Source organism: Segatella maculosa DSM 19339 = JCM 15638, assembly GCF_000382385.1.
In the GTDB taxonomy this organism is placed as follows: Bacteria; Bacteroidota; Bacteroidia; order Bacteroidales; family Bacteroidaceae; genus Prevotella; species Prevotella maculosa.
This window is the reverse complement of sequence record NZ_KB908327.1, coordinates 34,696-56,820: the sequence shown is the minus strand read 5'-3', so window position 1 is coordinate 56,820 and position 22,125 is coordinate 34,696. Positions and strand designations below refer to the sequence as shown.

At 48.8% G+C, this 22,125-nt stretch carries 15 protein-coding genes; 8 read left to right on the top strand and 7 right to left on the bottom strand.

Features of this window, described 5'->3' with window-relative positions; translation table 11 throughout:
* Window positions 1-195 precede the first annotated feature (195 nt).
* From H164_RS0108760 to H164_RS0108725, 8 genes are all read left to right on the top strand, one after another.
* Window positions 196-3,666 carry a 1-acyl-sn-glycerol-3-phosphate acyltransferase gene (locus H164_RS0108760; protein ID WP_019968266.1) on the top strand — a complete coding sequence of 1,157 codons (3,471 nt, stop codon included), beginning with the start codon at window positions 196-198 and terminating at the stop codon, window positions 3,664-3,666.
* Window positions 3,663-5,144, top strand: a complete 1,482-nt coding sequence (locus tag H164_RS0108755; protein WP_019968265.1) for a phytoene desaturase family protein — start codon at window positions 3,663-3,665, stop codon at window positions 5,142-5,144. The genes H164_RS0108760 and H164_RS0108755 overlap by 4 nt, the downstream gene beginning before the upstream one ends.
* A gap of 308 nt (window positions 5,145-5,452) precedes the next feature.
* Window positions 5,453-6,991 carry a phytoene desaturase family protein gene (locus tag H164_RS0108750; protein ID WP_019968264.1) on the top strand — a complete coding sequence of 513 codons (1,539 nt, stop codon included), beginning with the start codon at window positions 5,453-5,455 and terminating at the stop codon, window positions 6,989-6,991.
* The gene (locus tag H164_RS0108745) at window positions 6,978-7,787 is read left to right on the top strand and encodes an alpha/beta hydrolase family protein (protein ID WP_036872905.1); all 810 of its coding nucleotides are present in this window, start codon (window positions 6,978-6,980) and stop codon (window positions 7,785-7,787) included. Before H164_RS0108750 ends, H164_RS0108745 begins: the two co-directional genes overlap by 14 nt.
* A gap of 12 nt (window positions 7,788-7,799) precedes the next feature.
* Window positions 7,800-8,933 carry a 1-acyl-sn-glycerol-3-phosphate acyltransferase gene (locus tag H164_RS0108740; RefSeq protein WP_019968262.1) on the top strand — a complete coding sequence of 378 codons (1,134 nt, stop codon included), beginning with the start codon at window positions 7,800-7,802 and terminating at the stop codon, window positions 8,931-8,933.
* Between the two features lie 336 nt (window positions 8,934-9,269).
* Window positions 9,270-9,686 (top strand): hypothetical protein, encoded by a 417-nt coding sequence (locus H164_RS15915; protein WP_019968261.1) that lies wholly within the window; start codon window positions 9,270-9,272, stop codon window positions 9,684-9,686.
* Window positions 9,687-9,752: 66 nt separating this feature from the next.
* Window positions 9,753-11,390 carry a hypothetical protein gene (locus tag H164_RS0108730; RefSeq protein WP_036887856.1) on the top strand — a complete coding sequence of 546 codons (1,638 nt, stop codon included), beginning with the start codon at window positions 9,753-9,755 and terminating at the stop codon, window positions 11,388-11,390.
* Window positions 11,391-11,668: 278 nt separating this feature from the next.
* Window positions 11,669-12,133 (top strand): HU family DNA-binding protein, encoded by a 465-nt coding sequence (locus H164_RS0108725; protein ID WP_019968259.1) that lies wholly within the window; start codon window positions 11,669-11,671, stop codon window positions 12,131-12,133.
* Between the two features lie 515 nt (window positions 12,134-12,648).
* Here the strand turns inward: H164_RS0108725 and H164_RS0108720 are convergent.
* The 7 genes from H164_RS0108720 to H164_RS0108690 are packed head-to-tail and all read right to left on the bottom strand — an operon-like array spanning window position 12,649 to window position 22,118.
* The gene (locus H164_RS0108720; protein ID WP_019968258.1) at window positions 12,649-14,577 is read right to left on the bottom strand and encodes an NAD(+) synthase; all 1,929 of its coding nucleotides are present in this window, start codon (window positions 14,575-14,577) and stop codon (window positions 12,649-12,651) included.
* Window positions 14,578-14,580: 3 nt separating this feature from the next.
* Entirely contained in the window at window positions 14,581-15,780 is a 1,200-nt protein-coding gene (locus tag H164_RS0108715; protein ID WP_019968257.1) for a DUF2027 domain-containing protein, read from the bottom strand.
* 41 nt (window positions 15,781-15,821) lie between these two features.
* Complete coding sequence (locus H164_RS0108710) at window positions 15,822-17,072, bottom strand: S-adenosylmethionine:tRNA ribosyltransferase-isomerase (RefSeq protein ID WP_019968256.1); 1,251 nt, start codon at window positions 17,070-17,072, stop codon at window positions 15,822-15,824.
* An 18-nt stretch (window positions 17,073-17,090) separates the two neighbouring features.
* Entirely contained in the window at window positions 17,091-17,789 is a 699-nt protein-coding gene (locus H164_RS0108705; protein WP_025830337.1) for a phosphatase PAP2 family protein, read from the bottom strand.
* A 16-nt stretch (window positions 17,790-17,805) separates the two neighbouring features.
* Window positions 17,806-18,567 (bottom strand): tetratricopeptide repeat protein, encoded by a 762-nt coding sequence (locus tag H164_RS0108700; protein ID WP_211214769.1) that lies wholly within the window; start codon window positions 18,565-18,567, stop codon window positions 17,806-17,808.
* A gap of 14 nt (window positions 18,568-18,581) precedes the next feature.
* Window positions 18,582-20,396: a BatD family protein gene (locus H164_RS0108695; protein WP_025830336.1), complete on the bottom strand. Its 1,815-nt coding sequence runs from the start codon at window positions 20,394-20,396 to the stop codon at window positions 18,582-18,584.
* 15 nt (window positions 20,397-20,411) lie between these two features.
* On the bottom strand, window positions 20,412-22,118 hold the full coding sequence (locus H164_RS0108690; protein ID WP_019968254.1) for a VWA domain-containing protein: 1,707 nt from the start codon (window positions 22,116-22,118) through the stop codon (window positions 20,412-20,414).
* Window positions 22,119-22,125 lie beyond the last annotated feature (7 nt).

Sequence of the window (22,125 nt, the reverse complement as noted above, 5' to 3'; positions counted from 1 at the left end):
AAGTTAATTCCTCCATGGAGGAAGATGCTAAAACAAAAATGAAGTTAATTCCCCCGTGGAGGAAGATGCTAAAATCAAAATAAAGTTAACTCATCCATGGAGGAAGACGCTAAAATTAAAAGGAAGTTAATTCCCCCATGGAGGAAAATGCCAAACCGAGAGGGATATTAAAATCCTTTCCATCTTATCGAACGCATGTTATATATCTATCAATATCTCAACAGGCATCGCTTGACGGCCGGCACTTTGCTCTTCGGTTTGTGTGCGGTTTTTGTTTTCTTGGCAACACGCATTCATTATGAAGAAGATATTGCCAAGTTTCTGCCACATGATGCCGAGATGCAGCAATATCAGGAGGTCTACGAACAGTTTGCACAGCAAGACCGCATTGCAGTACTGTTTACTTCGCGGGATACGAACCGCCAAGTGAGCGCCGAACGCTTGGAAGAGGCCATGGAGACCACGGGGGGATATTTGGCTTCGTCGGCTCTTGTTGCACGGTTACAGGTGGAGGTGGACGAGGCGGGCATGATGAATATCGTGGACTTTGTCAGTAAGAATCTGCCTCGTTTCCTGACGCCGCAGGATTATCGGTACGCCGATTCTCTGTTGAAGCAACCCGGGTATGTGGCACAACAGATGCTGGAAAATAAAAAACTGATGATGCTACCCACTGCGGGAGTAACCATGCAGACCATGCGTCACGACCCATTGCATCTCTTTACACCTGCATTAAAGCGTATGCAGCAATTTCAGTTGAGTTCGTCTTTTCAGATAACGGACGGCTATCTGTTCACGGCTGACGGTCGGACGGGCCTGATAACGATGAACAGTAGGTTTGGTCCCAGCGAAACGCAACGGAATGCCGAGATAGCAGAACTGTTGCAAGACGCAATCCAAAAGACCGAAAAGCAGTATCGTGATATCCGTGTCAGTGCCATCGGAGCGCCTTTGATAGCAGTCACCAATGCACAGCAAATCAAAACAGACGCTCTCATTGCCTTGGCCATAGCGAGTGTTCTGATTTTGGCTATACTCATTTGGCATTATCAACGGTTAAGCTATATTCTATGGATTGGTGCTTCAGTGGGCTTCGGTTGCCTGTTTGCAATTGCTGGTATGGCTCTGTTTCAAGATGAAGTCTCAATTATAGTCTTGGGTATAGGTTCGGTTATCATTGGTATTGCGGTGAATTATCCCTTGCATTTTCTGGACCATATACGTGAAGTCTCCGACCGGAAGACTGCCTTGAAAGAAATGGTGTCGCCACTTCTCATTGGGAATATTACGACGGTTGCAGCCTTCTTGTGTTTGGTATGGCTGGAGGCCAAAGCCATGCGCGATCTGGGTGTCTTTGGCTCGCTGGTATTAGTTGGTACGCTACTGTTCGTGTTCGTGTTTCTTCCACTTTATGCCCGAAGTTATCAAAAGGCGGTGAAGTCAACCGCCTTACCGGTCTCTTTAGGTAGTCGACTGCATTTCCCGCGTGCGCTTACCCGCTGCGCATTTCCCATTGTGGCAATACTGACGCTTGTTTTGGGATACTTTTCTTTGCAGACCTCTTTTGACAGCGACCTTTCCCATATCAACTATATGACGCCCGAACAACGTTCGGATATGCAGTTGTTGACATCTTCGATGCCGGCGTCTCCGGTATATGCAGTTGCTACAGGGAAGGATTTGGAAGCGGCACTGCGGAACAATGAAGAATTGTTGAAACAACTCTCCGTTGCCGATTCAACGGTAAAGGGCATAGGTTCTTTTGCACCTACACCGGAAAAGCAGCGTGCGGCTTTACAACGGTGGCGGTATTTTTGGCAGTCAACCCATCCCGATGTTGTTTCCGAGGTGCGTCATGCGGCAATGTCGCAAGGATTTACAAAAGACACCTTTGCTCCTTTCTATGCTAATGTACAAGGTGATTCATTAACCGTACAACCAGTATCCTATTTCAAACCGATATTGCAGTTGTTGGAAGGAACCTATATTCGTCATCAATCCGAGAAAGTGACTATTGTCAACTATCTACCATCTACGGCCAATGAGTCTCAGCTCCGACAGGTTATAGGAGAGCATAAGGATAACTATTTTGTGTTTTCAGCAAAAGATGTCAGTAGTCAATTAGTTCGGATCCTGAATGATTCGTTTAATTATATTGGTTTTGTTTGTGGTTTTGTTGTCTTTTTCTTCTTGTGGCTCTCGTTTGGTAAAATAGAACTATCTTTGTTGTCTTTTCTGCCTTTGGCCGTCAGTTGGTTGTGGATATTGGGTTTGATGCATATTTTTGATATTCATTTCAATATTGTCAATATCATTCTTGCCACCTTCATCTTCGGACAGGGCGACGACTATACCATTTTTATGACCGAGGGATTGCTGTATGAACATGCTACGGGGAAAAAGCGATTGGCTTCCTATCGTCATAGTATAGCAATTTCGGCTATACTGATGTTTATTGGTATAGGGAGTTTAATCGTAGCTCGTCATCCGGCTTTGCGTTCTTTGGCACTTGTCACTATTCTTGGAATGACGACAGTCGTTCTGATGGCTTATTATCTTCCGCCTCTTGTCTTTAATTGGTTGACGATGAAGAAAGGCGTTCCCCGTGAAGTTCCGCTAACCTTGAAGCGATTAGTCCGTTCTGTCTGGGCTCTGCTGTTCTATCTCTTCATGATGTTTATTTTTGTGTTACCTTTCACGTGGTTTTATTTCCATATAGGTAGTACGACAGAGAGGAAACGGCTGAGATATCACCGTCTGCTTTATGCCATGGCTCGTTTCATTGTGAATAAAATACCCGGCGTGAAGTTTAGATTAGAGAATGCAGGAGGGGAACGATTCGACCGTCCGGCTATCATTACATGCAATCATCAGAGCCATTTCGACACATTATGTTTGATGGCCTTGCACCCCAAGATTATCTTTTTGACGAATCAATGGGCATGGAACAATCCTTTGTATCGGTCGGTTATTCATCATGCCGAGTTTATTCCGGCTTCAGATGGAATGGAAGCCCATCTTGACGAGCTGCGTTCTTTGTTTCAACGGGGCTATTCCATTTGTATTTTTCCGGAAGGTACACGTACGGTTGATCATCGTATTCATCGTTTTCACAAAGGAGCTTTCTATTTGGCAGAACAGCTTGATGCCGATATTGTGCCGGTCGTTATCCATGGTATGGACCACGTATTGCCTAAGAATGACTTTATGTTGCGTGAGGGAATCATGACGATGCGCATTCTCAAGCGTATCATGTCAACCGACACGGTGACCATGGGTAATGGTTACCGGGAACGTACGCGTAATATTCATCAGCTTTATCTTGAAACTTACAAAAAGATGAGAGCGCAATACGAAGATGCCCATTATTATGCTGCTTATTTGAAGTATCAGTATCTTTATAAGGGAGCCGGTGTCGAACGTCGTTGCCATCGGTTGTTGCAGCGGAACAATTGCTATTCGGACTTAATTGATGCGCCTGAGGAACGTGGTCTGAAAACCCGTCTGTTCAGGCATGCCGGTCAGTGCGAACTCCCCTATCTCTATGCACTGGTTCATGCGGAGACGCAAGTGATGGTCACAATTGACGATCCTGACGACGAGGCCTTGGTAGCGCATATGGCTTACTTGCCGAATAACTTTCAAATCATCAAGGAGGAGCAATGAAGAACTGTGTCATCATAGGCAGTGGATTGGGCGGACTCGCTTGCGGAGCCATTCTGGCCAAGAACGGTCACAGGGTGACGGTACTCGAAAAAGAACATCAGCCGGGAGGTTGTCTGCAATGCTTTCATAGAGGAGGGGTGAAGTTTGAGACCGGAATGCATTTCGTAGGCAGTGCGGCTCCGGGACAGACCTTGGACCGTTTGCTTCGTTATCTTGAAATCAAGGACCGCGTGCAGTTGAGCCCCTTGGATAAGGAAGGTTATGAAGTTGTTTCTTTGGAAGGTCGCCATTATCGGTTAGCAAATGGGCGTGAGGCTTTTATCAAACAGCTGTCTGCCTCTTTCCCATCGTCGGTTGATGAATTGAATCGGTATTACGATCTGATAGAACGTGTGGCGCATGCTTCCTCGCTTCATCATCTGTCGACACTACCAATTGATGATGTCTTGACGGCTTCTTATCTGCTGCGGAGCATTGACGAGGTGATGAACGAGATTGTTCGCGACGAGCAGTTGCGCAATGTGCTTATGGGAACGCTCCCGCTTTATGCGGCCGAATGGGGGAAGACTCCTTTTTCCGTCCACGCTTTCGTAACCGACTTTTACCAGCAAAGTGCCTATCGCATCGTGGGAGGCAGTGACCATATCGCCCGAAGTCTTATCGAGACGATAGAGAGATATGGCGGCAAGGTCGTCACGCGTCAGTCGGTTTCTGCTATCGTGTGTGACGACACGCACGCCATAGGGGTGACGACTGCCGACGAGAAACTGTGGGAGGCCGATTTCGTGATTTCGGATTTGCACCCGAAACGCACGATGGAACTGACGGCCTCGCCCCTCTTGCGCCCGGCCTATCGCCGAAGAATTGCCGCACTACCCAACACGGTGGGCTGCTTCACGGTCTATCTGAAGTTCAAACCCCAAACGGTGCCTTATATGAACAGCAATTTCTTCGGTTATCGGCAAGCTTCGCCTTGGAATTGCGAGCAATATACCGAGGCCGACTGGCCCATGGGTTATCTTTACATGCATTTTTGCGATGAAGACGGTCAACGCTATGCCGAGAGCGGACAGATTATTTCCTATATGCGTTATGAGGAAGTGGAAAAGTGGGAAAATACGCGCGTGGGGCATCGTGGAGCCGACTATGAAGCTTTCAAAAAAGAGCATGCCGAGCGACTGATTGCCGCTGTGGAAGAAGAATTTCCCGGACTCGCTTCGCAGATTGAAAGCTACTACACCAGCACGCCGTTGACCTATCGCGACTACACCGGTGCGGAGCGTGGAGGCATGTATGGCATTGCCAAGGACATCTCGTTGGGGCCGGCCTCGCGTGTGCATCATCGCACGAAGATACCTAACCTGTTGCTCACGGGGCAGAACATCAATAGCCATGGCGTTTTGGGCGTGCTGGTAGGAACGCTTGTCACCTGCGGTGAAATCATCGGAGCGGAAGCGCTCGGGCAAATCGGGCGTTAGCCTTGCTCGCGTGCGTAAATGTCAAACGGAAGGAAAAGTGGCTTCCGTAGGGGTACGAAAGCTCCACCTGTTAAGCTGCGTTAACATTGCAGGGGTGCGAAAGTTCCGCCCGTTAAGCTGCGTTAATATCGTAGGGGTACGAAAGTTCCGCCTGTTAATCTGTGTTAACTGCGCAACGTGCGCAAGTCTCGCCTGTTAATCTGCGTTAACATCGTAGGGGTACGAAAGTCTCGCCTGTTAAGCTGCGTTAACATCGCCTTAGGGCGCAAGGCTTTCCGGTGGGCATTTGGGGTGAAAGCAGCAGATAGATGAACAGAAACATGGAAGAAAATCGTAATTGCAGGACCGTTGTCGTGATCGGTGGCGGAATGGGAGGACTTTTTACGGCGGCTTTCCTGAGTAGGGAGGGCTGTCGCGTCACTGTGCTCGAGAAGAACAGCGTCATCGGCGGCGGCCTGCAGACTTTCCGTCGTTATGGACTCGGATTTGAAACGGGTATGCATATTTTAGGAGGCATTCGCCCCGGAGGCCCGATGCATAAGGTGTGTCATTATCTGGGGCTGCTGGATAAGCTGGCTATCCGCGATGTCGACCACGATTGTATGGATCAGGTGATGTATGCGTCTGACGGCATGGTCTACCGTGTGCCCGAAGGCAAAGAGGCTTTTATTTCCTATTTCTCAAAGTTGTTTCCTGAAGAGGCGGCGGGCATAAGGGCTTACGTGGAGGCCTTGCATGACATGGTTGATGAGATAGATTTCTTTCATCTCCGTCCGACCAACGAGCATGTCTATACACATTCAGAAAGCTTTATGTGGGCGGCCAATCGTTTTGTGGCCCATTATGTCCGTCATCCGAAACTGCGCGACGTGCTCAGCTATATGAATCCCATGTTCGGAGGAGTGGGGGGTAAGACGCCGACTTATATCCATGCGCTCATCAACGTTCTTTGCATCAGTGGGCCGGGCAGATTTGCCGGTGATAGCCAGCAGATGGCCGAAGCCTTGCGGAAGATAATCGAAGACGCAGGGGGAAAGGTTGTCGCCGGTGACCGAGTGAATGCCATGCAGATAGACGACCGTCGGGTCTCATTTGTAAAAACGGAAGAAGGCCGTAGCTATGTTGCCGACCATTATATTTCCGCCATTCATCCGGCCGAGATGTTGAAACTCACGGATAGCAGGGCTTTCTCTAAAGCCTATCGACGCCGCATAGCCGAGGCACCCAACAGTTATTCTTCCTTTTGTGCCTATTTTGTTTTCAAACCCGGACGTTTCCCTTATATCAACCATACTTGTTATTTTCAGAAAGACTATGGATACATCTGGAACTATAGGGAATACAATGCCGAGGACTGGCCCCGCGGTTTCATGTATATGACGCCCGCAGAGCTTCATCAAGGCAAGTTTGCCACTAAACTCATCGTCACGGCTATCATGCCTTATGACATTACAAAGTGTTGGGCCGAAACGCAGACGGGACATCGTGGCGCAGCCTATGAAGAATGGAAAGAGAATCATCTGGAGCGGATTGCCCAACTGATGGAGCAGATTTATCCGGGCTTCAACGGCATGGTGGCTCACCGTTTCGCTTCCTCTCCCCTGACGATTCGCGATTATTACGGCGAACCGGAGGGAGCCCTCTACGGACTTTTCCGCGATTGTAACAATATTGCTCAATCGCAGGTGCCGGTGTTTACCAAGGTGAGCAATCTGTGGATGACCGGCCAGAATGTCAATCTCCACGGCTTTTGCGGCGTACCCTTGACGGCCATTCAGACGGCAGAGGCCATCGTGGGGAGAAACGTAATCGTGAATAAAATCAACGAAGCCTATGCACAGCGTTAAACGTCTTCTTTTCTTGCTGCTACTGCCGGTGTCGGTCATGGCACAACAGGCTGTCCCCACGTGCAAGCGTCTTTATGAATACTTACCCGGTGGTGTCGGGCAAACTGCCGTTATTGTCTGCCCTGGCGGCAGTTACTGCTGGTTGAGCAAGAAATATGAGGGCAGCGAGGTTGCCCGATGGCTCGTTTCGTACGGCATGGCGGCTTATGTGCTTCATTATCCCACGGCGGGGTGGGCCGGCTATGCGTGGCATACGCGTCTGCTCTTTCGTGGCAGTCAATATCCCGACCAGCTTCGTGCGCTCGCTTACGCCATGCAGGCCGTTCGGGCGAAAGGCTATGAAAGGGTAGGGGTGATGGGCTTCTCTGCGGGCGGGCATCTGGCTTTGTGCGGTGCAGCTTATTTGCCAAAATCGCTGCAACCCGACTTCGTTGCTGCGCTTTATCCCGTCGTTTCCCTTTCGGCTCCTTGCACGCATCGGCGCAGTAGGCGTGGGCTGCTGGGCGAACGTCGGTGGCGAAACAAGATAATCTGCGATTCATTGTCGATGGAGCTGCATGCTGACAGAATATCCTGCCCCGTTTTTCTTATGAACTGCAAAGACGACCCCGTTGTCGACCATCGCAACGCTGAGCTCATGGACAGCGCACTGACAGCACATCGCAAACCGCATCTCTACCTGCAATATGCCACGGGTGGACATGGCTTCGGCACAACTGCGGCCAAGACGAGCCGCGAGGCCATCGGTTGGAAAAATCGCTTCTTGGAGTGGCTTAAACATTTATTCCGGAACTAAAACACTTTTATCATGAACAATGAATTCGACGACATTCGGCCCTATTATGATGACGAAATCCCTGAGGCCATGCAGCGTATCGCCTACAGCGAGGCCTTTCCGTTATTGTCTTCGTGGATATTTCCCGGGCAAGACTTGGAGAAGGTGCGGCAGCACGTGCTCTCTTTCAAGACCACGCGGGCATTTCAATTGGGCATCATGGTGCCGGTGAACGAGCAGGTGGTGAAGCGGTCCATCACCGAACTCTCTTTCCATGGTTTCGAGAAGCTATCGCCCGATAAGCAATATCTCTTCGTGAGCAACCATCGCGACATCATGCTCGACGCCTCGCTGTTGCAATATCTCTTTGCCGAACGGGGACGCGACACCACGGAGATTACTTTCGGAGCCAACCTAATGACGCCCGGACTGGTAACCGACATCGGAAAGAGCAACAAGATGTTCCGCGTTGAGCGGGGCGGCCGACTCAAAGACTTCTACATGTCGTCCCGCCATTTGAGCGACTATATCCGCTATACCATCGGGAAGAAAGGGCAGAGCGTATGGATAGCCCAGCGCAATGGGCGGACGAAAGACGGCAACGACCATACCGACCAAGGCATTATAAAAATGTTCTGCATGAGCCGGCCCGAAGACAAAATCGAAGCTTTAAGCAGTCTACACATCGTTCCCGTCAGCATCAGCTACGAATGGGAAAGCTGCGATATCCTGAAAGCTATCGAATGCTACGGAAGTCGTTCGGAGCGTTATATCAAGAAGCCGGGCGAGGATCTCACGAGTATTCTCACGGGCATCGTGCAGCGCAAAGGCCGTGTCGACATCTCGCTCTGCGACGAACTGACCGAGGCCGACCTGCGTCAGTTCGACAGCACCACGAACAACGAATACCATCGGCTCGTGGCCCGTTTGATAGACCGCCGCATTCTGCGCGCCTATCAACTCCGGCCCAATAACTACATCGCCCACGACCTGCGCCACGGACAGACGCGCTATCGCGATTGCTACACCGAGGTGGAGCGTGATGCCTTTCTGCGCCACATGAACCGGCTGAACGAGTATGACGTTGACGAGCCCGATGTATTGAAAGACATCTTCTTGGGCATCTACTCCAATCCCGTGGATAACAAAAATGATTTTTCTGTCTAAACATTTGGTCGTTACAGAAATTAGCCTTACCTTTGCCGCCAAGATGATATTTTCAATCAACGATAATAAGATGTGTACGGTGATGCAAAGAAACTTTGATTTCTCTGCATCTTTTAACGCTTATTATTTGGTCAATCCAAATAATTTGCTAACACACACACACACACACACACACACACACACACACACACACACACACACACACACACACACTTAGCGCACCTGGCGTTTAAACGTCTTCACGTACGCGCGCGCGGAGAGCGCGTAACCCCAATAAACAAAGGGCTTCTCGGAGTTCCCTTTGTTCGCATTTTCGTATCCCTTTATGAGCAAAAAATGAACGAAATAAGGGAGCAAGTAGGTGTCCATTCAAGCAAACCGCAACACGTTGTAGGGACGCACGGCTCGTGCGTCCGCTCAGCACGGAGCAAATGGACGAGTGGACATATCATTGGAGCGGACGCACGAGCCGTGCGTCCCTACATGCAAGTGGCACAAATCAAGATAACAACAATAAATATGGAGAAAATGGAGTGTAAGAAGCGGGCATACACAACGCCCGAGATGATGGTTTATCCGATGGAGAATGACAATCTCTTGCAGGCCGTGAGCGGTCAGCACAAGCACATCGGACAAGGTGGTAGCTTTGGCAATGCAAAGCGAGGCAGTGATGAAGAGTGGGAGGAAGCCTCCCCCAACCCCTCCGAAGGAGGGGAGAACACCCTGCCAAGCTATAATGTGTGGGAAGAATAATACCCACCCCGGCCCTCCCAAAGGGAGGGAGAATAAACTTGTAGAATAATTAAAAGGAAAGAGCAAATGAAAGTAAAGACAATAATAAAGACTGGCCAACTATTCATGATGGCGGTATTGCTTGCAGCTTGTGCCAATGAAGAAATTGCACAGGACAAAAAGAAAGAGAATGGAACCGAAGTACCGAAGGGTGGCGTCATCTTCGCAGCCAACGGACCGAAGGCTTCGGCAAAGCGACTGTCGATAGACGGTGAGGAAGAGACGGCAGACGCGAAGACACGCACGAACATCAAGCACACGCCCGGCCAAGGTGCCGACGCCTATTGGACGAGCGACGACTTCATTTGGGTGAAAGACAAAAACGGTACATGGCAAAAGAGCACGGGCACAACATTGCACGACGGCGGCGCCAGCGCCGAGTTCACCCTACCCGGCAGCAAGGCAGACTATGCCGACGGCTGCGAAGTGCGCTATACGGGTACTTCTGTCACTTCTTATGGAGCTTATAACAGAGCTACTGCCACTGCTGTTTATCCCACTCAGACCCGTACTACGGCTAATGACTTCTCTAAGGCTGGCGAATGGGGCGACTGTGGTTCGGGCGTTGCACGTAATACCGGCAACCCCGACAAATTCAATTTCACACTTGAGCATAAACCTGCTTATCTCTGTTTCCTACCTCGCTGTGAGAATGCGGACCTTGCACCAAACATTCGTCTGAAGAGTATCAAAATTACGGCAACAAAAGTCCATTTTGGTGGTGCAGGACGTAACATACTCGCAGATTTGTACAACTTTACTGATGGTGAGAACCTCTTGAGGGGAGGCTCTCCCTTTGGAAACAACTATATTGAGGTTACCCTTCCCAACTTTCCTCTCTACACCGACGCACGCCAAGAGGACAATGCCACCTATCTCGTTGTTCCCCCCGACACCTACGACTTCAAAATAGAATACACCATCAAGGACCCGACGACCAACTTAGAGACCGTCGTTACGGATACCAAGACTAATATCACCCTTGACAAAGGCAATATCTATGATGTCACGGCTAACGTTGAGCCTAGAAATAGTAACAAATACTATATGTGGGATGCTAAAAAGGATTATTGGTATGGGCATTTAAGGGCTGATGGGACACCCGATGGTAATTATGCATACGAGCCTTCAGATCCACGTTATTATCACGAAGGGAGTAGTGCCTTCAGTGCCACTCAATCCTGTAAGAATTGCCCTAATGTGAACGAGATGTTTTGGTATGCTTACAAAGGCGACGCTCACTGGGGAACAGGAGGTAATGAGATCTATGCAGTGGGAGGTCATCTACAATATATAAATGGTGTTTGGTTGAAGAAGAAGAGCAAGATTATGGCCGATGAGCACATTACCGAAGCACAGATGAAGAGTGGCTACCCGAAAGTTAGCCCCCACGACTGGAGAACATCAACGGGGGCCTGGCCAATGCGAACTGAACCAAGTAAAAGTCCAGTTCCTAATCATACAGACTATTTCTTCCTACCTGCGTTGGGTTCGTATGACGGGAGTAGCTTCTATAGTATTAGCGAGGATGGTATGTACTGGTCATCGAGTTCACATCCACAGAATAACAATAGTGCATATATCTTGGACTTCATCAAGGGATACATTGCTGTGGGGTACAGTAGTGCTCGAAGCTATGGCTTTTCTGTGGGGGCATTCAAATAAACCTCATAAGTTTCGCTTTATCAATAGAAAACAGTTAAACAAATATTTATTTTTTAGTTCACATAATCATTAACCCGTCGGAATAAAGACAATGAAAAGTTTTGACAAAAAATATAGGGACATGAATACGGAGATGGGAGGACACGATGACAAGTCCTATACCCGTCGATGACAAGTCCTATACCTGTGGGGAACAAGTCCTATACTTGTCGACTACAAGTCCTATACTTGTCAAAACGCCCTCGGAGTCGGCATTCCGACAACTAACATTTTTGCGTATGGCATTTTTTAAGAAGATGTTGAAAAAAATCAACAAAAAGTGGTACCCGCAATCGGTACTGGTGGGCAATCCGGTGACGACGGCACAGGTTGCCAAGCGACTGGCCGCCGAGTCGACCGTCAGTCCGGCCGACGTGGCCGCAGTGCTCACCTCGCTCGGCCCGGTGATGGCCGACTACATGTCGCAGGGCCGCTCGGTAAAACTCGACGGCATCGGCTCGTTCTACTTCACGGCCGTGTCGGCCAAGGGCGGTGTGGACGCGGCCGAGAAAGTGTCGGCCAATCAGATTGTCGGCGTGCGCGTGCGCTTCAATCCCGAGACCCACTACGAGCGCGGCGGTGGCAGCCGTGTAGCTACCCGCGGTCTGACCGACACGCCGATTGAATGGGAGGAATGGAAAGGCGAGGAGAAAAAGAAGAAGAAGAAAAAAGAGGAAGGGGGAATTGGGCAGCACGGGAATTAAGGAGCCCTCAAACCGAAAGCCCACCCTCTGACACCCACCCCCGGCCCCTCCCGAAGGGAGGGGAGTGCGAACAGCGTGTAAACTAATTTGGTGCAAGCTCGGCCTCCCCTCCTTCGGAGGGGTCGGGGGAGGTTCCCGGGGGTTGGGGGAGGCTTCTTGGGGAGGGCGCACGACTTACCTGTATTTAGTCAAAATCAAAATTCACCTTATGATTAACTCGCTTGTCTGTGTGCCCTCCCCGTTTAAAGAAAAGCCTCCCCCCAACCCCCTCCGAAGGAGGGGGAGAATGAAGCCTCTCCCCCAGCCCCTCTCCCAAGGAGAGGGGAGTAATATGCAAATAGACCTTGCGAACACTTTAGTTCTCAAGGCCTATTTTTGTTTATTATGTATTGTTTATCATTAGCCCGCAAGCTTGGGCTCCCCTCCCTTTTCGGGGAGGGGTTGGGGGAGAGGCTTTTGGGAGAGGCTGGGGTGAGTGTTAGGGAGGCTTTCGGGGTGGGCTTCCCTGTGAGTACTTATATTTCTGAGGCTTCCTTTACCCACAACTCGGCGGCGGCGTCGCTCGGCATACGCCAATCGCCACGCGGGCTGAGGCTGATGCTTCCCACTTTTGGGCCGTCGGGCAGGCAGCTGCGCTTGAACTGCTGACTGAAGAAGCGGCGGCAGAAGGTGGAGAGCCACTTCGTGATTGTAGCCTCGTCGTAGCGGTCGGCAAAGGCCGAGCAGGCCAAGAGGCGCAGCTTGCGGGGACGGAAGCCGAAGCGCAGGAAATAATAGAGAAAGAAGTCGTGCAGTTCGTAAGGACCGACGAGGTCTTCGGTCTTCTGCCGGATATTGCCGTCTGCGTCGGCCGGTATCAGCTCGGGACTGATGGGCGTGTCGACGATGTCGGCAAGAATGTCGGCCGACGGACGTGGCAACGTCTTCGCAATATGGGTCACGAGATGCTTGATGAGCGTTTTGGGAACGCTTGCGTTGACGGCGTACATACTCATGTGGTCGCCGTTGTAGGTGGCCCAGCCGAGGGCAAGTTCGGAAAGGTCGCCCGTACCGATGACCATGCCGCCCGCTTGGTTGGCGATGTCCATCAGGATTTGCGTACGTTCTCGAGCCTGCGCGTTCTCATAGGTCACGTCGTGGACGGCCATGTCGTGCCCGATGTCTTCGAAATGCAGGGCGACGCTCTTGGCGATATTGATTTCGCGAATGGTGATGCCCGTTTCCTCCATCAGGCGCATGGCATTACGATAGGTTCGGTCGGTGGTTCCGAACCCCGGCATCGTTACGCCGAGTATTCCCTTTCGGTCTATCTGCAACTTGTCAAACGTGCGAATGCAGACCAATAGCGCCAGCGTAGAGTCCAGTCCGCCGCTGATGCCCAAGACTACGTGCTTGCATGCGGTGTGCGCCAAGCGCTTGGCGAGTCCCATCACCTGAATGCTGAATATTTCTTCGCAAGCCTCGGCCATGTTGTCGGTGTGCGGAATGAACGGAAGCGGGTCGAAAGTGCGCTCCAACTTGAAGTCAGCTTTCTCGTCGATGCCGTGGCAATCGGTCGTTTCAACAGTCGGCATGTCGTTTCGCTGTGCGTTGAAGAAAGTCGTATTGTAGCGACGCTCGACACGGAGGCGCTCCACGTCGATTTGTGCTGTGACCAACTGCGGCGTCAACGAGAAGCGTTCGCCCTCGGCAAGCAGTGTGCCGTTTTCATATACCAATGCATTCCCGCCATAGACCACGTCTTGCGTGCTTTCTCCAAAGCCGCAACTGCTGTAGACGTAGCCCGACAGCGTACGCGCACTCTGCTGGGAAAGCAGGCTTTTGAGGTAGCTGTGCTTGCCCACCAGTTCGTCGGTGGCTGAAAGGTTAAAGATGATGTCGGCACCCGACAAGGCCAAGTGGTTGCTTGGCGGGGTAGGTGCCCAAACGTCTTCGCAGATTTCAATACCGAACTTCACGCCTTGTGATGTCACGAAAACTTTTGGGGCGGCAGAGACCTGCAACTTGTGGCCCGCATATCGGATTTCGGTAGGCCGCAGGTCCTGCGACGAAGCGAACCATCGCTTCTCGTAGAACTCGTTATAGTTGGGCAGATAGGTCTTGGGTACGATGCCGAGAATCTCTCCCTGCTGAATGACGACCGCACAGTTCAGCAACAGATTGCCCACCACAACGGGCGCTCCGATAATCGAAATGATATTCAGCTTGCGTGTGAAATCAAGCAACACCATCATAGCCGTGTCGGCCTCGTCCAATAATAGGGATTGGCGGAAGAGGTCTTGACACGTGTAGCCCGTGATGGCCAATTCTGGGAACACAAGAACCTCGACGCCCTTTCCCTCTGCCTGTGCAATGAGGTTCTCTATCTGCAGGGTGTTGAACTTTACGTCGCCCACTCGCACTGAAGGTATGGCACTCGCCACCTTGATAAAACCGTAGTTCATAGTTTATCGGATTGTAACCTGTGTCGCACCATACCCGTATTCTTGGAATGAAGCGTCTTGATAGGTGTATTTCTTGTATTTATAGCGCAGTTCGTTCACAATGGCATTACGCAGAACGCCCTCGCCCTTGCCGTGAATGAAGACGAGCTTCTGCCCTTTCTTGCCTTCATGTTCGGCAAGGACTTCGCGGAATTTCGTCAGCTGATAGTTGAGAATGTCCAAGGAACTCATGCCAGCCGTCGTGTCAAGCAAGGCATCGGCATGCAAATCAATGACGACGATATCGTCATTCCGATGCTTCGCCTGAAATGGATGGCCTTTCTTCTGCTTGTTTTCATAACGCCTGACATAACCGTCGGCTTGTGCTTGCGCTGCAATCTTTTGCGCCGCACCGGCATACATTTCATGCTTCAACTCCTTGGCATCTACAACCAAAGGCTTGACCGGGACATCGTTCACGATGATATCATGCAACAGAGCGGGCGACTCGAAGAATGGATTGTCCTGAAACGTGTGCAGTTTGTAGAACTTCACAGGGTCGAGACGGAACTGCACAGCAATGCTTGGCTTCAAAATAAAACTCTTCTCTCGCTTATAGGCAATCAACTGAATAGCGATATGCGTCAAGTCGTTCAATGTTTCTCGCCCGAATTCCTCGATATAGAGCTTTGTGTTCGGTTCTGCCTCGCCTTGATATTTCAGTTTCCAACTGTTTCCTTCTGCTGCGAGATAGCTGAATTGCATGTAATAATTACTGTCGTTGACGAAATAAGTCTCAAAGCGGGTAGACGTGACTTCCTTGATATCGACAGGCACAAAGGCGATATAGGCAGAGAGCGTATTGCCTCCCTTACGTTCCTCGGCCGGGGCTTTGTAGGAGACAGCTTTCGTATCGTCAATCACGTCATACCGACCGTCAAAAGCATTAGCCATCTCGTCCTGTCCTTCGCGCATCAGCGACTTAATACTACGATTGTCTTGGATGATAGCATTGCCTGGCTTCTGTTCTACAGCGACGGCCTTTGCCTGAACAAGTTTCGATGTTGTATAATCTTCATTACCCACTACGACAACATCATTTATAGGGAACGGAATCTCAAAGCCGTCTTCATCTTCTACGAGCACAATATCTTTTCCTTGGAAACCGACAACCTTTCCCCCGCCGGTCTCACTGAGAAATCTTACTTTATCACCTTTCTTCATATCTCTTTTCAATTTCGTTGTTTGTAGGAATATGGAACAGACTATGGAATTAACAACGAACTGTCGCCATAACTCAAGAAGCGGAAACCGTTATGCAGGGCATAGTCATAGATTTTCTTCCAATTGCCCTTCACGAAAGCACTCACCAAGAGCAATAACGTGCTTTGCGGCTGATGGAAATTCGTTATCAACATCTTGACAATCTTGTATTCGTAGCCCGGTGCAATGATAATCTGTGTACTGCCATGCAGGACCTCCGTGCCCGAACGGTCAAGCCAATCGACGATATTCCGAATGGCCTCGGCAGGCATGATGTGCTTTACCGTCTTCCCCTCTCTCCCGTCTTCATAGGGTTCCCATTGGTTCACATGCAGTTCTTCTTCTGTAGCATCAGGATTGGAGGCTAATTTTACCCCAATATAATAAAGACTCTCCAAGGTTCTTACGCTCGTGGTCCCAACCGCAATAGCCTTGCAGTCATGCTTAAGTAGGCTTTCCAACGTATGCCGATGCACCACAACATATTCGGTATGCATCTCATGCCCCTCGATCTCTTTACTCTTGACCGGCTTGAACGTGCCTGCACCAACATGCAATGTCACCTCTTCACGTTCTATAGCACGATTATCAATGGCTTTCAGCACTTCATCCGTGAAATGAAGTCCGGCCGTTGGTGCCGCAACACTACCTTTTATCTTGCTATAGACTGTCTGATAGGTGGTCTTGTCACTTTCCTGCGTCTCACGATTCAGGTAAGGAGGGATAGGCAACTCACCCACGGCTTCCAGAATCTCTGCAAAGCTGATGTTCGTATTGTCCCAAGTGAAGTCTACCCGATAGTTTGTTCCCGTCGCATGATGTACGCTCTTCTCACGATTCATAGTCACAGAAAGCGTAAGAGGCTCACCTTTAATTGCAAATTCATGCTTCAACGCACCTTCCTTCCATTTCTTCAGATTGCCAATCATACATAGCCACGAGCACTTCCCTTTGGTTTGGAACATCTGTTCATAGTCCGTTGGGGCGGCAGGCTCCATCAAGAACACCTCGATGAGTGCCCCCGTCTCTTTACGAAAATGCATACGTGCCTGTATGACACGCGTATTGTTGAACACCATTAACGCGTGCTTCGGCAGATGATCAGGCAAGTTATAGAAGATATCCTCATATACCTTACCGTGCTCATAGATTAACAACTTGCTATGGTCGCGCCTTGCCAAGGGGAATTTAGCTATCCGTTCATCAGGCAGCGCATAATCATAGTCGACGGTTTTAATATGTTTCGTATCCATTCTTTCTGTTATTTTTCATCAGAGATGCACAAAGGTACCTGCAATACAAGCACATATCATCAATAAAGTCAAGACCGCCACAACCACATCTGCATCTGAACGATTATATCCTGTCGAAGTGAATTGGCCGGAAACATAATCCACATGTGGATTACTTCTAAAATAAATATAATGATAGCCGGAATAGGCCACTAAACCACAGATGATGCCCCACAAAGTTCCGACCAAAACATCTGACGGATAATGTACACCGAGATAAATACGGGTAAAGCCGTTCGTAAATGCCCACAGGAAGAGTGCTATATTCAAGGACCGGCTTCTCACCAAACAGGAGAAAAACGTTGCAATGGCAAAAGTATTGGCAGCATGGGCCGAGAAAAAGCTATATTGTTCCTTACCGACCCAAACAATCGTATTTATAAGGTACTTGATTTCTGGATTATTACAAGGCCTCAAACGAGCAATCCATGGCTTTACCAGTAGGTTGTCTACCCCGCCGGCCAAGACAACGGCTAACAAACAACCAGAAACGGCAAGCACGATTTGCCCCATCGTTTCATTATTCTTGATGACAATATAGAACAACGATAAATACAATGGTATCCAGAACCAACCACTTGTAAGTGTTGCCATCATACCATTCAGCATCAGATTGTCGCAACCATTGACTGCAAACAATATGCGTCGGTCTAATTCTATAAGGTTCGTTATGTCCAAGAGATGAATCTTTTCGTTAAATTTCCTCTAAACTGCTAACCGGTATCCAACCTTCCCGACCGTCAGGCAAACGAATTTCTCGCCAACCTTTCATGCTCTTGTCTATCATTTCCACCTTAGTTCCCTCATGAATAACGAACTCGTCCGACTCGGTTTTGGCTTTGCTCGGTGTCTTCCTGACACACACCGTAGGTGCAACGATGACAGCTCCGGTTCGATTTTCCAAGGCGTTTTCTTGTTGCCAAGCAAAAACGATACTCAGAACAAACAATACCAAACAAGTCAATGAGGCAAAGAAACCGACTTTCTTCAACATGACGGCATCAATAAAGAGATAGACCAAGAATCCCAAAAGCGCAAGAATGATGGTAAAAATACTGGTAACAGCCCAACCGTCAACACTCATGAAGTTCACGATTTCTCTATACCACGTCACAAAAAACATCTCGTCGGCATCGGCAAATTTATCGATTGTCTTGCTCTTTGCAAACTGCAAGTTGAACCTAATGTCCCGATTTCCCGGGTCAAGTAGCAATGCTCTTTCATAATTCAGGATAGCCTTCGTCACATTGTCTGTTCGAAAATAAGCATTCCCCAAATTATAATAGAGAGAAGCACTCTCTCCCGCTTTCAGAAGATGTTCATAATCTGTTATTGCCTGCTGATAATTCCTCTCCCGATAGGCTTTGTCTGCTTCTTGCTTTGTCAGGGCTTCAATGGGAATCGCAAACGACAAGCATGCAAACAGTAGTAATATTGGGGTTATATAACGTTTCATTTTATCTTTCAATATCAATGTTTTCTTTTCTTGAAAATACGCTCTATCTCTGTAATTGCAGTGACTGCAGAATCAAAGGTCTTGTTCATGTTTCCTGCAATGTCCCCCGGAGCATAGCGTTCGAATTCGCATTCATCTAAAGCCTCTATGAATTTATTGACTGTGTGGGCATTGACATCATGTAAGGTCAGCTTGTCAGCAATATTTTCACGCGAGAGTTGTTCTACAGGCATATTGAGTTTATCACCCACATAGCCCCATAATGCGCGTAATACTTCATCATAAAACTCGTCAGCTTTACCGGCTTGCATGAGTTTTGCAGCCTGCCGAAGTCGTTTGCTTGCAACTTTATTGGCCCGTTTGCCTCGTTGCTTCACGATATCGGCCATCTCTATAGCCCGCTTTCTGAACACAATCAACAAGAAAACAAAAACTAACAAAGGCAACAACAAAGAGACAAAATAACCTATGGAGCCAAAGAAGTATTCTCCAACAGGACGCAAATCGGCATCACCTTTCATCAAGCCATGGATATCTTTGTCTTCAAAAGCGTAGTCGGCCTCATTGTTTCGTTTACCATCGCCTTTGTTTACCTTAATATGGAAAGGCTGCGTCCTGACCGTTTTATACCCTTGTGCGGCCGTATCATAATAGGTAAACGTTATTGCCGGTATGGTATACGCTCCTTGGTTCTGTGGAACGGCCAGAAAATCATAGACCATGTTCCCTTCAACCCCATTGACTGTCAGTCGGGTCTTGTCTGTTACCTTGGCATCATACTTATCAAAATCCTTCGGAAAGCCTACTTCGGGTTGCTTGATAAGCTTGAGATTGCCCACTCCGCCAATCACGACCCGCAAATTTAATGGCTCTCCCGCTTTTACTTCGGTCTTATTGATTTGAGCCGATATGTTAAACGATCCCACACCACCCGAGAAGTCGGCAGGACGGTGGGGCAACGGGTCTACTTGAATGGTCAAACCCGGTGCCTTAATGTCTTTACTCACTTCCACATAGCCCGAGCCTCCGTTAAAAAATGCCTCGAACGGGTCGACATTCCTGTTTTGCTGCACGACAATTCCTTTGAACGTGATGCTCGGAATCGTCAGTTTCCCCGTCATCTGTGGATACATGACATACTGGCTCCATGTGACACACCGATAAGCACGACCATTAATACGCTCAATATGGAAACTTTTTTGCTGCGGAAGCTTTACTTCCTGCGTATGAAACCCTGTCAAATCGGGCATATCACCCTTTAGTTGGGTCAGTTCCACCAATGTGTAAACTTTATAAGTCAGCAAAACGGGCTCTTGTTCATGCACATGCTTTTTATTTGCACTCACGCGAATAAACAAATCATTACCGGAGATTCCAGAGCCGGCTGAACGGAGTTGCACATCGTCTTCGCCTTGTCCGCCGGTATTTCCTTTACGAGCGTGCCCTACCACCGTAACCTGCGCTGTCCGTGAGGCCACTTTTCGCCCATTGATAACTGCATGTGCTGCGGGAATCGTGTATGTGCCTTGCTTTGATGCATACAATGTGTAGGTGAACGTGATTGATGAAGAGGACTTCGTATGCCCGTTTACCATCTGATAGCTCGACTGCTGCGACGTATAAGGGCCGGCTATGACTTCGATACCGGCCGGAATATTACCAGCTCGGAAGTCTTCTACGTCCTGCGTATTGACCATATAGGACAACCGAAAATTCTCTCCGGCAGCCACTTTTGCAGGAACTTCCACCGTTATACGCTGTGCAAAAGCGTCACCACTACAGATAACGGTAATCCAAAATAATATGAAATACTTGATATGTCTACTCATAGCAACCTCTACTACTTACCAATTTTTCTGCAATCTACGACTACCACGCTGTTGCATGGCCTTTGATATACGCTGCTGTGTTGCTTTCTCATTCTGTATGGCAGCATTGAGTAACTGTTCAGCATTGTCTTTACTCATACGATCTTTCGGCTTTTGCTGTTCGTTTTTATCCTGCTTCTTCTGATCTTGTTGCTTGTCCTTTTTGTCTTTATTATCTTTGTTATTCTTGTCTTTCTTGTCCTTCTGCTTCTGTTGTTTCTTGCTCTGTGGATTATTCTTCAATAGTTTCTTACACAAAGCAAGGTTATAGCGCGTCTCATTATCCATTGGATTGTTGCGCAAGGCTTCTTTATAGGCTTGAATGGCCTCTGCATACATTTGATGACGCTGGCAGATATACCCTATATTGTGATAACTCTGCGACTTACGAATTTTATTCGTTTCCAACTTTCCTGCCTTTTGCAGCATATCCGTTGCAGAGGAATCCTTCTGTTGCATCAACAGGGCCGTTCCAAGATTGTAAAGTGCCTGCGGATTATCCGGCTTTTTCGATACGGCCTTACGGTATTCCACTTCTGCCTTGATGAAATTCTGATCGCGAAACAGTTTATTTCCGTTTCTAATATACTGTCTGTCGGTCTGCGCATACACTGTTCCGCCCAACATGCAGACCAATAGTAGAACAACGGATTTGTCATATCGCTTTCTCTTAAACAATCTTACATTCTTCAACAGCGGGTTCTTTGATTCCAGCAACATGACTTCTGCCACCAACAGCAACAGCAAAATAATACCAAAAGCCTGAAATTGCTCACTGTATTCACTATAGATGACAACGTCAGTTGTCCCACTTTGCAATTTAGACAGTTCCGCATTCAGTTTCTCCTGTGCCTCATTCGTGTTGTCAACATGGATATATGTGCCGCTACCGGCTTGTGCAATCTGACGGCACATTTGCTCATTCAGCGCAGACATCACGGTTTGTCCGCTGTTATCTTTCATGTAACCACCCTCACCATCAGGTATCGGTGAACCTTTAGGGTCACCAATTCCCAAGATAAAGACATTGATTCCTTTCTTATGGGCAGCCTGGGCCGCCTCCAAAGCACCACCTTCATGGTCCTCGCCATCGGTGATGACAATGATTGCCTTGCCTACATTATCCTGTTGCGTAAAGCTGTTCTGACTCAATGTGATTGCACGTGCAAGATCGGTTCCCTGTGTGGCTATCAGAGAAGGGTTGATATTCTGCAAGAACATCTTGGCCGATACGTAGTCACTTGTTATCGGTAGCTGTACGAAGGCATCACCGGCGAATACCACAAGCCCTACTTTGTCATTCGTGAAGTGGTCTACAAGGTTCTCGACGAGCAGTTTACTCTTTTCCAATCTCGATGGTACAACGTCTTCGGCCAACATCGAATTACTGATATCCAAGGCTATGATAGCCTCGATGCCATTCCGCTTATCATGCGAAATCTTTGTTCCTGCCTGTGGACGTGCAATTATTAACACTAAAACAGCGATGGCCGTCAGCAGCAACCAAAACTTTATTGTTGGACGATATGCCGAAACATCGGGCATCATCTCCTTCAGCAAGACCGGGTCACCAAACTTCCGCAGTTTCTTTTTCCGCTGCCGCCACACCGCAAATCTCATCATTGCCAAAACGGGAATGATGAGCAACAGCCACAAATATGCAGGATCTTCAAATCTTAACATGCCTTTT

Bases quoted from the DNA above. Each gene is read 5' to 3' on its own strand.
- H164_RS0108760 (WP_019968266.1), top strand. From the start codon at position 196: ATGTTATATATCTATCAATATCTCAACAGGCATCGCTTGACGGCCGGC.
- H164_RS0108755 (WP_019968265.1), top strand. From the start codon at position 3,663: ATGAAGAACTGTGTCATCATAGGCAGTGGATTGGGCGGACTCGCTTGC.
- H164_RS0108750 (WP_019968264.1), top strand. From the start codon at position 5,453: ATGAACAGAAACATGGAAGAAAATCGTAATTGCAGGACCGTTGTCGTG.
- H164_RS0108745 (WP_036872905.1), top strand. From the start codon at position 6,978: ATGCACAGCGTTAAACGTCTTCTTTTCTTGCTGCTACTGCCGGTGTCG.
- H164_RS0108740 (WP_019968262.1), top strand. From the start codon at position 7,800: ATGAACAATGAATTCGACGACATTCGGCCCTATTATGATGACGAAATC.
- H164_RS15915 (WP_019968261.1), top strand. From the start codon at position 9,270: ATGAACGAAATAAGGGAGCAAGTAGGTGTCCATTCAAGCAAACCGCAA.
- H164_RS0108730 (WP_036887856.1), top strand. From the start codon at position 9,753: ATGAAAGTAAAGACAATAATAAAGACTGGCCAACTATTCATGATGGCG.
- H164_RS0108725 (WP_019968259.1), top strand. From the start codon at position 11,669: ATGGCATTTTTTAAGAAGATGTTGAAAAAAATCAACAAAAAGTGGTAC.
- H164_RS0108720 (WP_019968258.1), bottom strand. From the start codon at position 14,577: ATGAACTACGGTTTTATCAAGGTGGCGAGTGCCATACCTTCAGTGCGA.
- H164_RS0108715 (WP_019968257.1), bottom strand. From the start codon at position 15,780: ATGAAGAAAGGTGATAAAGTAAGATTTCTCAGTGAGACCGGCGGGGGA.
- H164_RS0108710 (WP_019968256.1), bottom strand. From the start codon at position 17,072: ATGGATACGAAACATATTAAAACCGTCGACTATGATTATGCGCTGCCT.
- H164_RS0108700 (WP_211214769.1), bottom strand. From the start codon at position 18,567: ATGAAACGTTATATAACCCCAATATTACTACTGTTTGCATGCTTGTCG.
- H164_RS0108695 (WP_025830336.1), bottom strand. From the start codon at position 20,396: ATGAGTAGACATATCAAGTATTTCATATTATTTTGGATTACCGTTATC.
- H164_RS0108690 (WP_019968254.1), bottom strand. From the start codon at position 22,118: ATGTTAAGATTTGAAGATCCTGCATATTTGTGGCTGTTGCTCATCATT.